Source organism: uncultured Campylobacter sp., from assembly GCF_938017775.1.
Classification (GTDB): domain Bacteria; phylum Campylobacterota; class Campylobacteria; order Campylobacterales; family Campylobacteraceae; genus Campylobacter_B.
Genome location: NZ_CALIIU010000072.1, coordinates 1 through 13,983, shown reverse-complemented (window position 1 = coordinate 13,983; position 13,983 = coordinate 1). Strand labels below are relative to the sequence as shown.

The following is a 13,983-nucleotide window of genomic DNA, read 5'->3' as shown; positions in this document are numbered from 1 at the left end:
AAGATGAACTGGGGAAGGGTAATTTACATATTTTTTGCGCTGATGAGTATGACTACGATAGGCGGGTTTTTGTATGAGAAGAATGAAATTTTACTTTTCATAGCAACCAGCGTAAATGCAGTCTCGACGCTTTTGAAGGTAGGCGTGCGAAATATGCTAGCAGCTGAGCTTTTTGCAAGCTCGCTCGTAGCGGATCTGCATCTCATACCGGCGTTCGTTTTGATTGTAGTAGCGCCGGGGGATCTGTCGATCGTGACCTCGCTTGCCATTGGCGCGCTACTTGCAAACTTTTTCTCGCTAATTTTAATAGCGATCGAATCGGCAAAAACTAAAGACGAATTCTAGGAGCGCAAAATGCCTTACGATAGTAAAAGTATTGAGCTTAAATGGCAGAAAATTTGGGACGAAGAGGGAGTTTTCGAGCCTAAGGATGATTATAGCCTGCCTAAAAAATATATCCTTTCGATGTTTCCCTACCCAAGCGGCCGCATCCACATGGGGCACGTGCGAAACTACAGCATCGGCGACGCTTTGAGCCGATACTACAGGCTGCGCGGATACAACGTGCTTCAGCCGATCGGCTTTGACAGCTTCGGTATGCCCGCAGAAAACGCGGCGATCAAACACGGCATCCACCCTAAAACTTGGACTTACGAAAATATCGATTATATGAAAAACGAGCTGCACCGCCTGGGCTTTAGCTTTTCGGCTCGTCGTATGCTCGCTACCTCCGATCCGCTTTATACGCGCTGGGAGCAGGAATTTTTCATCAAACTTTTTGAAAAAGGGCTTATATATAGAAAGAGCGCCGTGGTAAATTGGTGCGAGCACGATCAGACGGTGCTTGCCAACGAGCAGGTCGAGGAGGGCAGGTGTTGGCGCTGCGGCAGCGAGGTCGTGCAAAAGCAAATGCCTGGCTACTACCTAAAAATCACCGCTTACGCGCAGGAACTTTTGGACTGCCTAAAACAGCTTGAGGGCAAGTGGCCTGCTCAGGTGCTTACGATGCAGGAAAACTGGATCGGACGTAGCGAAGGTTTGGAATTTAGCTTTAAATTTGACGAGCAAAGCAGCGCCAAACTTGGCGGCATCGAGGGCTTTAAAGTTTTTACGACGCGCCCCGATACGATTTACGGTATGAGCTACGCGGCGCTTGCGCCAGAGCATGAGGTTGTAAAGAGGCTTTTGGATGAAGGCTTACTCGACGTGGAAGCTACGGCGAAGGTGAGAGAAATTTTAAATCAAAGCCCGCGCGAGCGCCAAGCAAGCGATAAAGACGGTGTGAGCCTCGGAATCAGCGTGCTTCATCCGCTAAGCGGCAGAAAAATCCCCGTTTGGACCGCAAATTTCGTCCTAGCAGAATACGGCGGCGGCGCAGTTATGGCGGTGCCTGCGCACGATGAGAGAGACTTCGAGTTTGCGAAGAAATTTAACCTGCCGATCATTCAAAGCATCGCTCCAAAAAGCGGCGATTACGACGCTAGCAAGGCTTATGTCGAGCCTGGAATTTTAATAAATTCCGCGGAATTTAGCGGCATGGATAGCGAGAGGGCAAAAAGCGCCGTCATCTCAAAATTTGAAGAGCTAGGGCTCGGGCGTCGCGTGGTAAATTTTAAACTGCGCGATTGGGGAGTGAGCCGCCAGCGCTACTGGGGCGCGCCGATCCCGATGATCCACTGCCCAAAATGCGGGCTAGTAAGCGAGGAAATTTCAAATCTGCCCGTAGAGCTTCCGCAGGATATTAAGATCACCGGCAAGGGCAATCCGCTCGACGCGCATCCTAGCTGGAAGTTTTGCAAATGCCCTAAATGCGGCGGCAACGCGATGCGTGAGACCGACACGCTCGATACATTTTTTGAAAGCTCGTGGTATTTCGCGCGCTACGCAAGCGACGAGCGGACGTGGCGGCAGCGGGCGTTTGACGAGCAAAGCGTGAACTACTGGATGAACGTCGATCAATATATCGGCGGCATCGAGCACGCGATATTGCACCTTTTGTATGCGAGATTTTTCCAAAAGGCTCTTCGCGACATAGGCTATCTGCGCGATAGCGAGCCGTTTGAGCGACTGCTAACCCAGGGCATGGTGCTAAAAGACGGCGCGAAGATGAGTAAAAGCAAGGGAAATACCGTCGATCCCGACGACATCATCGAGACCTACGGCGCTGATACGGCGAGGCTTTTTATACTTTTTGCCGCGCCTCCGCAAAAGGAGCTTGAATGGAACGACAGCGCGGTAGAGGGCGCGTATAAATTTCTTAGCCGCCTCTACGATCGCGCCGAAAACGCTTATGCTACGGATAAAATTCCGCAGATCGACCACGCCGCTTTAAACAAAGAGGAAAAATACGCCCGCCTCAAAGTTTACGAGGCGCTTAAGAAATCACAGCAGGTTTATGAGAGCAGCTTTGCTTTTAATACTCTAATCGCCGCGTGTATGGAGGCGCTAAACGCCCTAAACGCGCAGAGCAACAAAGACGTATTCACCGAGGGCTATTTCGTGATCTTAAACCTGCTCGAGCCTATCGTGCCGCACATCTGCGCCGAGCTTAGCGAGAAGCTGTTTAAGAGGCGGAATTTCGGTGAGCTGAGAGTTTGCGAAGAGGTTTTTGAGAGCGATACGATAAAGCTTGCCGTCACGATTAACGGCAAAAAGCGCGCTGAGTTTGAAGCGGGCGCGAGCTTAAGCGAGGGCGAAATTTTAAGCCTTGCGAAGCAGAACTGCGCTAAATGGCTAGAGGGCAAGAGCGTCGTAAAAGAAATTTACGTCAAAAACAAGCTTGTAAATTTGGTAATAAAGTAGGCGAAGATGAGAAAAGTTTTAACCGTTTTTTGTTTGATTTTTTTAATCAGCTGCGGCTACAAGCCCGTTTCGAGGATCGCGAAAGAGACGATGAGCGGAAGCGTATTTGTGGATGTGATGATGAGCAAGACCGATCCGCAAAACACCGTTGCGATCAAAGATGCGATCAGGCAGGGTATAGTCCAGCGCCTAGGAATGAGCCTTGCGGATAAAAACTCGGCGCAGACGATTGTAGTAGCGAGCATAAAAAGCCTAAGCTTTAGCGAGCTTTCATACGATCAGTTCGGCTATGTCACTAGCTACCGCGCAAATCTCATCGTAAATTTTAGCACCAAGCTTAAAAACGGTGAGGTTTTCAGCAAGGATTGCGTTGGCGATTACGATTTTAAAGTTAGCCGCTTAGTCAAAAATAGCTACGATACGAGCTCGATCATTAGCGATAAGGACCGCTACAAGGCGATCGAAAATGCCTCCGCGCAGGCGTTTGACGAGTTTATTTCGGCGCTTGCGATTAGGGGATTCAGACTTGAGCGGGCGCAGCATTAAAGAATTTTTGCAAAATCGCCCGATTTATTACAAAAAAATCGACTACGAGCGCTTTCCGCGGGCATATGCCGCCATTAAAGATAAAATTCCGCTCAAAAATGTCATTCAGATCATCGGCACCAACGGCAAGGGCAGCACCGGGCGGTTTTTAGCTAACGCGATCGCCGCAGCGGGCTTTAACGTCGGGCACTACACTAGCCCGCACGTTTTTAAGCTCAACGAGCGCATCTATCTAGGCGGACGGATCGCGCAAAACCCCGTTTTTGCGTTGAATTCCGACGCTTCAAATTTTAAAAACGAGCAAAATTCCGCTTCGGCGTCAAATTTTACGGAAAAACAAAATTCCGTAAAGATGCAAAATTTTGCGAACAGAGAAAATTCCGCCTCTCAAGTTTCTATTTCTAATTTGCAAAATTCCACCACGCAAAATTTTTGTAGCGAGCAGAATTCTATCGCGCAAAATTCCATAGATACACAAAATTCTGCTTCTACACAAAATTTATGGAATTCTCAAGATCTAAAATCTCCGTCTGAGCAAAATTTAAAAATCTCGCCAGAGCAAAATTTTAAATCTCCGTTAGGATCAAATTTTAAATCCGCTCAAAGCTCGCTTCCCATTTCGCTAGGTCGCGATGCTACGGATGAGGAGCTTGATTTCGCGCATGAGTTTTTGCAAGAGAGCTTGCCCGCGGAGTTTAAAGATAGCCTCTCGTATTTCGAGTATCTCACGCTTGCGGCGGCAGTGCTTTTTAGGGATTGCGATTACTGCGTGATCGAGGCTGGGATGGGCGGCGAGTTTGACGCTACATCGAGCTTCGGGCGCACGCTGTCGCTTTTTACACCGATCGGCACCGATCATTTGGGCATGCTAGGACAAAATCTAGAGCAGATCGCCCACACTAAGCTCATTACGATGGATAAGGAAGCGATTTTAAGCGACGAGATGAGCGAGGTTCCGCTTCGTATCGCGCAGCAGATCGCAGAGCAAAAAGGAACTCATTTGAGGTTTGCAGCAGAGCTTTTAAGCAAGAGCGAGCAAGCGCAGATTGCATGGTTTTGCGCGTGCAATAATCTGCCTAAATTTCAAATTTCAAATTTAGCTCTAGCGCTTGCTGCGATGAAATTTTTAAATTTGAAATTTGAAATTTCGCAGCTGCCGCCTCTAAATTTACGCGGCAGGATGGAAGTTTTGGCGCCAAATTTACGCGTGGATGTCGGACACAACGAGCTTGCGGCACAGCAAGTTGCCCGCGAAATTACCGAAATCTACGGGGGCAGAAAGATCGTGCTGATTTACAACGCTTTTGCCGATAAGGACGTAGTCGCGGTGCTGCGAGCTTTAGCACCCGTGGTGAAGCGCGTGGAGATCTTTAGCTACGAGGTTGCGGATCGCGAAATGGCAGCAGAGGCGATAACCCGTGCGCTTGACGCGCTTAAAATTCCACATTCGCCGTTTCGCGGCGAGCTTAGAGCGGACGAGGAGTATTTGGTTTTCGGCTCGTTTCATTTGGTAGAAAATTTCATTTTATGGCTTGAGGCGCGCCGTGGCTAAAACTAAACTCACCCTAAGCGATCACTTTGGCACCAAGACGCTGTATTTTGGCGAAAATTTTAGATTTCAACTTAAAATTTTATCCGCGTTTTTCATAATTTTTCTGCTCGTTCTGTTTTTTGCGATATTTAAACTCGCTAGCGACCGCTCAAATTTAAAGGAGCTGAACAAAACCCTATACGCCGAGAATCTCGCGCTTAAAGAGCAAAATATCGCGCTTGAGGGCAAAAACGAGGAGGTGCTTGCCAAGCTGGACGGACGCGAGGACGATGGAGGCGGACTGGATAGTGATATTCAGGTAATGCTTGCGATGAATGAGATGAAAAAGGAGCGCAAAAAGGGCTCCGGCGCGCACATTGCAGCTAGCGAAAAAACGGCGAGTGCGATTCTTAGCGCTGTGCCTAACGGACTTCCGATGCAGTATCGTGGCGTCACTAGCCCTTTTGGGATGCGCACTCATCCGATCAGCGGCGTTATGAGGATGCACCACGGCATCGACTTGCGAGCGAGCGAGGGCACTCCGGTGTTTGCGACGGCAGAGGGCTTCGTGCAGTTTGCAGGTGGCAGTGGCAGCGGATATGGAATTTTAGTGATTTTATCGCACAATTACGGTTTTGAGACCCGCTACGGCCACCTTAGCTCCGCAGTCGTAACGCCTGGCTCTTGGGTTAAAAAGGGCGATCTCATCGGCTATAGCGGTAACACCGGCTACAGCACCGGTCCGCACTTGCATTACGAAGTTAGGTTTTTGGCTCAAAGCGTCGATCCTGCAAATTTTATGAGCTGGAACGCGCAGAATTTTAAAAATATCTCAACCTTGGAGCCTAACGTATCGTGGCAGGAGATCGCAAACGTCGTGCAGCACCAGATCGAAAGGTTTAAATAATGCAAGCCGAGGTTTACGAATACTTTTTGCAAAACCAAAAAGAGCTTTTGATCTGCGAGGACGATAAAGAGGCTGCGGCGTGCGAGCAGGTGCTTAAATTTATGGGCTACGCGGTCTTTTGCCTGCCAGATTTTAGAGCGAGCTTTGGCGAGGATCTACGCAGCTACACGGGCGAGCTTGCGGGTATCAGCACCGCTCTTAGCGCGTTTTACAAAGCAAGCGGCAAAAAAATTTTAATCTCTCCCGTCCGCACGATCCTAAACAAACTCCCCGCCGCAAGCCATCTGCGCTCGCTAAATATAAAATTTGGAAGCGAGTTAAACTTAAGCGAGCTGAAAGAGGAAATTTTGCGCCTCGGATACGATGTGCGCGATATCGTCGAAAGTATGGGCGAGGTTAGCTTCCGTGGCGAGATCATCGATGTTTTTTCGGTAGGGAGTGAAAGTGCGGTTAGAATTCTGCTCGACGGCGAGACGGTCGAGAGTATCAGGCGCTTTGACGTCGCGACGCAAAAAAGCGAAAAAGATGAGCTTTCGCAAGCCGAGATAGCACCGTTTTTGGCAAATTTAAGCGAGGACGAGTTTGAGAGCGTGAGCGAAAAGATATCGCGCGCGGACAGCGACGCGCTAGCGCGCGATCTGGGCTCGCTCGGGTTTTGGTTTATCGAGGGCTTCGTCGATTACACGGAGGCGTTTGATTGCGTCTTGCTGCATGAGATCAAAAAGGATGAAATTTTTTCCGAGCGCAATTTGGATTTTTTAGACGCGATCGAGGTACTGCCCGCGGCGCGTAAATTTAAAGACCTCGCCGTGACGCCGTCGCAGGAATTTTTTGAATTCCACCGCAGCGAGACTATCACGCTGATCGCGCGAAATGACGCGCTGCTCGCGCCGTTTGATCTTAGCGGATTTAGCAATATCGAAATTTTACGCGAGGATTTCGTCGTAAATTTAATAAGCGCCGAGCGTATCATCCTTTCGCTAAACAAAGCGGCGCCCAAAAAGCGCGTGCGAAGATCGAGCTTGGCTCTGGATGAGCTAAACGTGGGCGATTTTGTCGTGCACGAAGATCACGGTATCGCTAAATTTAACGGACTTGAGCTCATCGAGGTGATGGGGCGCAGCAAGGAGTTCGTATCCCTGCTCTACGAGGGTGGCGACAAGCTGTTGCTGCCGGTAGAGTATCTAAATAAGATCGATCGCTACGTCGCAAGCGGCGGCGCCGTGAGCTTGGATCATCTGGGCAGGGTGAGCTTTTCAAAAATTAAAGAGAGAGTGCGCGAAAAGCTCTTTGCGATCGCTTCAAAGATCATCGCACTGGCGGCAAAGCGCGAGCTGGTGCGAGGGCTCGTCATCAAAAACGAAAGCGCGGATTATGCGAAATTTTTAAGCGCGAGCGGATTTAGTTACACGAGCGATCAGCAAAAGGCGGTGAGCGCGATTTTGGCGGATCTGCAAAGCGGCAAGGTGATGGATCGCCTACTTAGCGGTGACGTGGGCTTTGGAAAGACCGAGGTTGCGATGAATGCGATCTTTGCCTGCATCCGAAGTGGGCATTCGGTGCTGTTTTTCGTGCCTACGACGCTGCTTAGCTCTCAGCATTACGCCACGCTTAGCGAGCGCTTTAGGGAGTTTGAAATTCCCGTTTTTAAGCTCGATCGCTTTAGCAGCGCGAGGCAAAAAAGTGAAATTTTAAAGCGTCTGCAAAGCGGCGAGGCGATCGTCGTGGTCGGCACGCACTCGCTTTTAAATTTAAACCCCGCAAATTTAGGGCTCATAATCATCGATGAGGAGCATAAATTCGGCGTTAAGCAAAAGGAGCGGCTCAAAGAGAAAAGCGCCGCCTCGCACCTGCTTAGTATGTCCGCGACGCCTATACCGCGCAGCCTAAATATGGCGCTAAGCTCGATTAAAAGCTACTCCACGCTGCTTAGCCCGCCGCAGGACCGCTTGGACGTGCGCACCTTCGTCAAGCAGTGGGACGAAAAGATCATAAAAGAGGCGATCTCGCGCGAGCTACGACGCGGCGGGCAGATTTTTTACGTCCACAACCACATCGCGACGATGCAAAGCGCCAAAAAGAAGCTGCTTGAAATTTTGCCGAGCCTTAAAATTCTGATCCTGCACTCCAAGATCGACGCTAAAACTACGGAGGATGAAATTTTAAAATTTGTAGCGGGCGAATACGATCTGCTGCTTTGCACCAGCATCGTAGAAAGCGGCATTCATATGCCGCGCGTAAATACGATCATCGTCGAAAACGCCGATAAATTCGGTATCGCCGATCTGCACCAGCTACGCGGTCGCGTCGGGCGCAGTAACAAACAGGGCTTTTGCTACTTTTTGATCGAGGATAAAACTGCCCTTACGCAGGACGCGCTAAAGCGGCTCGTAGCGCTTGAGAGCAACTCATTTTTGGGCAGCGGCTCGGTGCTAGCGTATCACGATCTGGAGATTCGCGGCGGCGGGAATCTGCTCGGAGAGGCGCAGAGCGGGCATATCGAAGCGATCGGCTACTCGCTTTATCTAAAGATGCTCGAAGAGGAGATCGGCAAGCTGCTAAGCAGGAAGAGCGCCGCTGCGAGCGTGGAGCTTAAAATTTCCGTAAACGCCTTTTTAAACTCGGAATTTATCAGAGAGGATCGCCTGCGCTTGGATCTTTACAGGCGGCTTAGCAAGTGCGCCGAGGTGGGCGAAGTGCTTGAAATTTTCGGCGAGATCGAGGATCGCTTCGGGCGCGCGGACATTTATACTAAGCAATTTATCGACGTGATGATGATTAAAGTTTTGGCTACGAAGCTCGGCTTGCGCGTGATTTCGAGCATGGACGAAAATATCTTGATCACCCTTGCAAACGGCGATAAGGTGCGATTAAAGGCACAGACGCGCGACGATGACGACGTGATAAATGAAATTTTGATCTATCTGCGAAGGGAGCTAAAAAATGCGAACTTGCGATGAAAATATCAAAAAAAGCGCGAGCAAAAGCAGAAGCGAAGAGTTAAATTTGGACGCGGCGAGCGGTTTAAATTTAGCGCCGCAAGCCGTCCTAAAAAGTGCGCAGAGCGGCACCGGCGAGCAAATTTATTTCAGCGATTTTAGCGCGATTGATTGGCGCACGGTACAGGTCGCCGTCTTTCGCGCAAATAAAAAGGCGCTAAAGATTGTCCGTGATATCGATTTCACGGGTATTGACGCGCTTGTGGGGCTAGAGAGCCAAAAATCGGCTCTTATAAAAAATACGGACGCCTTCCTGCGCGGCCGCAGCGCCAACCACGCGTTGTTATGGGGCGAGAGCGGTTGCGGCAAATCAAGCCTTGCGAAGGCGGTTTTTTCTAAATTTATCCCGCAGGGTCTTAAGATTATCGAGATCGGCAGGGACGATCTGGGCTATCTCGTGGATATAATCGACGCGATCCGAGAAGCAAGCTTTAAATTTATCATCTTTTGCGACGATTTGAGCTTTGAGCTCGGCGAGAGCGGCTACAAGCACCTAAAGCCTCTGCTAGAGGGCTCGCTGGAGCGCGCGCCGCGTAACGTGCTGATGTATGCGACGTCCAACCGTCGCCATATCGTAGGCGAATGCGCAAGCGACAACGACGCTGCGCAGATAAGCCGCGGCGAGTTGCACCTAAGCGACGCGGCGAACGAGCGAATCAGCCTGAGTGAGCGCTTCGGGCTACAGCTAAGCTTTTACGGCGGGAGCATGCGGGAGTATTTAGGGATCGTAGATGCCTATTTTGCGGCTGCGCAAGGTATGAGCGCGGCGGAATTTCGCTTGAGCTTTGCTGCAAATTTAGACGCGCTGCACGCAAAGGCGCGTGAGTTTGCGATGCTTCGCGCAAGCCGTAGCGGCCGCGTGGCAAAGCAGTTTTTCTTGAGCTTTGGCGAGGAATTTTTTACAAATTTAAAAGGTGGTGACAAATGAATACGGCGCGGGAATTTAAATTTGGCGTAAATTTTATCGCGGTAGCGAAATACGTGCGACAAACTGCCGCTACTGCGCGAAATTTTAGAAACGACGCCAGAAATTTCGGAGGCGCGAGATGAGCGCGACCGAGCTTTTTATCGCGCTTTTTCGCGCCGTGAAAATCATGGATTTTCGCTGGTGGCCCGCGTTTGGAAGCTTTGAGGTGGTCGTGGGGGCGATTTTGATCCAAAATACGGCGTGGCGCAATGCCGATGCAGCACTGCAAAACCTGCGTAGTAAGGGGCTTTTGAGCCTAGAAAGCATCGCCGGATTAGAGGAAGCGGAGCTTGCGCAGATCATCAAAGTAAGCGGATTTTATAATCAAAAAGCTAGACGCCTAAGCTTGCTTTGCAAAGCGATAATCGCGGATTTTGGGGATTTTGAGAGCTTTAAATCGGGCGTTAGCCGCGAGTGGCTGCTAGCGCGCAAGGGGATCGGCGCGGAGAGCTGCGATGCGATCTTGTGCTATGCGTGCGAGCGCGCGGTGATGGTCGCGGACAGCTACTCGGCGCGGCTGCTCGGGGCTTTGGGCTATGAGTTTGAAAGTTACGACGAGCTTAGCGCGTGGCTCGGCGAACTGGAATTTGAGCGGATCTATGAGTTTGTAAATTTCGCTAATTTTCCCTGCGATGCGGCGGCAAAAGCAGATAAGCTGGAGAACGAAAACAGCACGTATGTGTTATTTCATGGACTCATCGTGGAATTTTGTAAAGCGCATTTGAAAGGTAAAATTTTTGATGATTTTGCGATGGAATTTTTTGATAATTTAAAATAAATCTTAGCCAGCTTTAAAGCAAAGAACATTTTATACCATCCAAATAGCGACAAATAGGTAATTCTAAGTATCACTAAGCGCCGATATAGCAAAATTTAATTAAAATTATGGTGATAAATTCGGTTAAAAATCGATATTTAGGGGAGTTTATGACGAAAAGAAAAATTTTAATAGTATTTGGGACGCGCCCGGAAGCCATTAAGATGGCTTTGTTGATAAAGGAATTTCAAAAGTACGCGGAATTTGAAGTGAAGGTTTGCGTCACGGCGCAGCACAGACAGATGCTAGATCAGGTGCTTGAATTTTTTGAGATCAAGCCTGATTTTGATCTAAATTTAATGAAGCAGGCTCAGGATCTATACGACGTCACGTCGGGGGTGCTGCTCGGCATGCGCGGGATATTCGAGCGCTACAAACCGGACATCGTATTTGTCCACGGCGATACGACTACGACAAGCGCGGTATCGCTAGCCGCATTTTATCAAAAGATCGATGTGGCGCACGTCGAAGCGGGTCTTAGGACGCACGATATCTATTCGCCGTTTCCAGAGGAGATAAATAGGCAGATCACCGGCTTGATAGCCAAATATCACTTTGCGCCGACCATCGATGCTAGAGACAATCTATTAAAAGAAGGCAAAGATTCAAGAAATATAGTTGTTAGCGGCAACACTGTCATAGACGCACTTTTGTGGACGATAGATAAAATCGGAAACAACGAGCTGCTAAAAAATAAAATTTTATCCTTTATAAATGCCAAATATAAGCTTAGTGATAGAAAATTTATTCTCGTTACGGGACACAGGCGAGAGAATTTCGGAGAAGCTTTTGTTAATATTTGTGAGGCTTTACGTGAAATAGCGCTAAAAAATGAAAATATCGACATCGTTTACCCCGTGCATTTAAATCCAAACGTAAGAAAGCCTGTGGGAGAAATTTTATCGGGTATTCCGAATATATTTTTAATCGATCCGCTAGAGTATGATAGTTTCGTCTATCTTATGAGCAAGGCATATCTGATAGTAACCGATAGCGGCGGTATCCAAGAGGAGGCGCCGAGCCTGTGCAAGCCCGTTTTAGTTATCAGAGAGACTACCGAAAGACCCGAAGGGATAAGGGCAGGATGCGTGAAGCTTGTCGGAACGAAGCGAGAAAATATCGTAAAAGAAGCGCAAAAATTATTAAATTCAAAAGACGGATATGATAAAATGAGCCAAAGCATCAGTCCTTACGGCGACGGAAAAGCGTGCGGAAGGATACTCGATTTTTTGAAGGAAACATTGTGAAAAAAATTTGTATAGTAGGTCTTGGATACATCGGCCTGCCGACGGCGGCGCTTTTAGCGAGCAAGGGCTATAAAATCCACGGGGTCGATGTAGTGCAAAGCGTCGTAGATACGATCAATCAGGGCAAAATTCATATCGTAGAGCCTGAACTAGGGGAACTTGTAAAAAAATCCGTAGAAAGCGGAAATTTAAAAGCGGACGTTAAACCTGATTTCGCAGACGTTTTTATCATAGCCGTCCCTACGCCGTTTCGAGACGGATACATTCCGAATATCGACTACGTCATAAGTGCGGCAAAATCGATAATACCATATGTAAAAGACGATAATATGGTCGTTTTAGAATCCACTTCGCCGGTAGGTACTACAGAAAAGATAGGTGAAATTTTAAAAAATGGCGGTGTTGATATTTCTAAAATTTATATCGCTCATTGCCCGGAGAGGGTTTTGCCAGGTAAAATTTTAAAAGAGCTTACGCAAAACGATAGAATCGTGGGTGGAACTACAGAAATTGCTACTAAAAAGATAGCGGAATTTTATGGAGAATTCGTTAGTGGTAACGTTTTACAGACGGATTCTAAGACTGCAGAGATGTCAAAGCTTGCAGAGAATTCTTTCCGCGACGTAAACATAGCCTTTGCAAACGAACTTAGCATTTTGTGCGATAAATTCGGCATCAATGTTTGGGAGCTTATCTCGCTAGCAAATCGCCATCCGCGAGTTAATATTTTAAACCCGGGCTGCGGCGTAGGCGGGCACTGCATAGCGGTCGATCCGTGGTTTATCGTCCATGCCGGCGGCTACGAAGCGAGGCTGATCAAATCCGCAAGAGAGGTCAATAACCACAAAGCCGAGTGGAGCATAGAAAAGATCAAAAACGCCGCTTTGAAATTTGAGCTGCAAAATGGCAAAAAACCCAAAGTCGCGTGCATGGGACTTGCTTTTAAGCCCGACATCGACGATTTGCGGGAGTCGCCTGCGCTAAATATAACCAGACGCCTGATTGTAGACGGCGTCGATGTGGTCGCTGTAGAGCCTAATATCAAGGTTCACAAAGATTTTGAGATAGTGGATTATAAAAAGGCTATCGAAATTTCGGATATTATCGTATTTTTGGTCGGACATAAGGAATTTAAAGGGCTAAAAATAGAAAAAGAAGTTTTGGATTTTTGCGGAATTTGTAAATGAGCTTTCAAAAAGCAATAGATAGAAATAACCATCTGAATTTTTTTAGATTGCTTTTTGCTTTACAAGTGGTATATATGCACTCGACGGAATGGCTAAAAATACCGCTTTTATGGGGGGGGCACGTGGATAAGTTTCTTAGGCTATTTCCCGGCGTCCCATTATTTTTTCTGGTTTCGGGATTTTTAATTACCGATAGTTATTTAAATAGCGGGAATTTAAAAGAGTATTTTATAAAAAGAGCGCTTAGGATATATCCGGCTCTATTCGTAAATATTTTAGTACTTGAGCTAGCTATGTACGTGGGTAAAAATTTTAATGATATTTCGGTATTAAAATACATAGAATACTTTGTTCTCTATGCCATTACTGCCGCCTCAGGCATAGCGGGCTCTATAATCGGTATAAAAAACGATGCTTTATATAATTACGACGGCTTTTTTAGCTCCTATCCGAGCGGCGTTTTATGGACGCTTAGCGTCGAGTTATCGTTTTATATCGTCCTTCCATTTATTTTGTGTATTAGAAAAGCAATTATAAGAAATTTATTGTTAGTTTTCCTATTTTTTACATCAATTATAATTCCCGCAATCGCCGATGAAAATTTTTACTCCGCTTCAAATTTAAATAAGCTTCTTGAGCTTATATGTTTGCCGTTTTTGTGGATATTTATCATCGGCATGGTTATGAGGCTTTATTGGCTGGATATAAAAAAATATCTCGTAGGCTACGGCTTATATTATATTGCGCTCTATTTGATATTTTATTTTGCGGCTATAGAGTTTGGAAACGGGCTTGGAGATTATAAGAGAGGCTTGGAAATTTCTACTGTATTTCAAATTTTCCTTTTGGCGTTAGTGATCTTTAGCATGGCTTTTTCCTACACAAATTTAAAGATAGCTAGAAGCACAGATCTCTCTTATAGTACGTATCTTTATCATATGCTGATAGTTCAAATTTTAATTAGTCTGGGCTTCGGCGGC

General features: G+C 47.5%; 12 protein-coding genes. All 12 read left to right on the top strand.

Going from position 1 to position 13,983, the window contains the following annotated elements; all coding sequences use genetic code 11:
* The first annotated feature begins 3 nt into the window (after positions 1-3).
* The gene (locus Q0537_RS09450; RefSeq protein WP_005872279.1) at positions 4-345 is read left to right on the top strand and encodes a DUF6394 family protein; all 342 of its coding nucleotides are present in this window, start codon (positions 4-6) and stop codon (positions 343-345) included.
* 9 nt (positions 346-354) lie between these two features.
* Positions 355-2,802: a leucine--tRNA ligase gene (gene leuS / locus Q0537_RS09445; protein ID WP_299227553.1), complete on the top strand. Its 2,448-nt coding sequence runs from the start codon at positions 355-357 to the stop codon at positions 2,800-2,802.
* 6 nt (positions 2,803-2,808) lie between these two features.
* Positions 2,809-3,348, top strand: a complete 540-nt coding sequence (gene lptE / locus Q0537_RS09440) for an LPS assembly lipoprotein LptE (RefSeq protein WP_297961050.1) — start codon at positions 2,809-2,811, stop codon at positions 3,346-3,348.
* Between the two features lie 7 nt (positions 3,349-3,355).
* A complete protein-coding gene (locus Q0537_RS09435) occupies positions 3,356-4,900 on the top strand; it encodes a bifunctional folylpolyglutamate synthase/dihydrofolate synthase (RefSeq protein WP_299227550.1) in 1,545 nt (514 codons plus the stop codon).
* Entirely contained in the window at positions 4,893-5,786 is an 894-nt protein-coding gene (locus tag Q0537_RS09430) for a M23 family metallopeptidase (RefSeq protein ID WP_299227549.1), read from the top strand. The genes Q0537_RS09435 and Q0537_RS09430 overlap by 8 nt, the downstream gene beginning before the upstream one ends.
* Positions 5,786-8,746 (top strand): DEAD/DEAH box helicase, encoded by a 2,961-nt coding sequence (locus tag Q0537_RS09425; RefSeq protein ID WP_299227547.1) that lies wholly within the window; start codon positions 5,786-5,788, stop codon positions 8,744-8,746. The genes Q0537_RS09430 and Q0537_RS09425 overlap by 1 nt, the downstream gene beginning before the upstream one ends.
* Entirely contained in the window at positions 8,730-9,713 is a 984-nt protein-coding gene (locus Q0537_RS09420; RefSeq protein ID WP_299227546.1) for an ATP-binding protein, read from the top strand. Before Q0537_RS09425 ends, Q0537_RS09420 begins: the two co-directional genes overlap by 17 nt.
* Complete coding sequence (locus Q0537_RS09415; RefSeq protein WP_299227543.1) at positions 9,710-9,835, top strand: hypothetical protein; 126 nt, start codon at positions 9,710-9,712, stop codon at positions 9,833-9,835. Before Q0537_RS09420 ends, Q0537_RS09415 begins: the two co-directional genes overlap by 4 nt.
* Complete coding sequence (locus Q0537_RS09410) at positions 9,832-10,530, top strand: 3-methyladenine DNA glycosylase (RefSeq protein WP_299227540.1); 699 nt, start codon at positions 9,832-9,834, stop codon at positions 10,528-10,530. The genes Q0537_RS09415 and Q0537_RS09410 overlap by 4 nt, the downstream gene beginning before the upstream one ends.
* A gap of 149 nt (positions 10,531-10,679) precedes the next feature.
* Positions 10,680-11,816 carry a UDP-N-acetylglucosamine 2-epimerase (non-hydrolyzing) gene (wecB, locus tag Q0537_RS09405; RefSeq protein WP_299227538.1) on the top strand — a complete coding sequence of 379 codons (1,137 nt, stop codon included), beginning with the start codon at positions 10,680-10,682 and terminating at the stop codon, positions 11,814-11,816.
* Positions 11,810-13,003: a UDP-N-acetyl-D-mannosamine dehydrogenase gene (gene wecC / locus Q0537_RS09400; protein ID WP_299227586.1), complete on the top strand. Its 1,194-nt coding sequence runs from the start codon at positions 11,810-11,812 to the stop codon at positions 13,001-13,003. Before wecB ends, wecC begins: the two co-directional genes overlap by 7 nt.
* On the top strand, positions 13,000-13,983 hold a 984-nt coding region (locus Q0537_RS09395), incomplete at its 3' end, for an acyltransferase (protein WP_299227536.1). The genes wecC and Q0537_RS09395, both read left to right, overlap by 4 nt.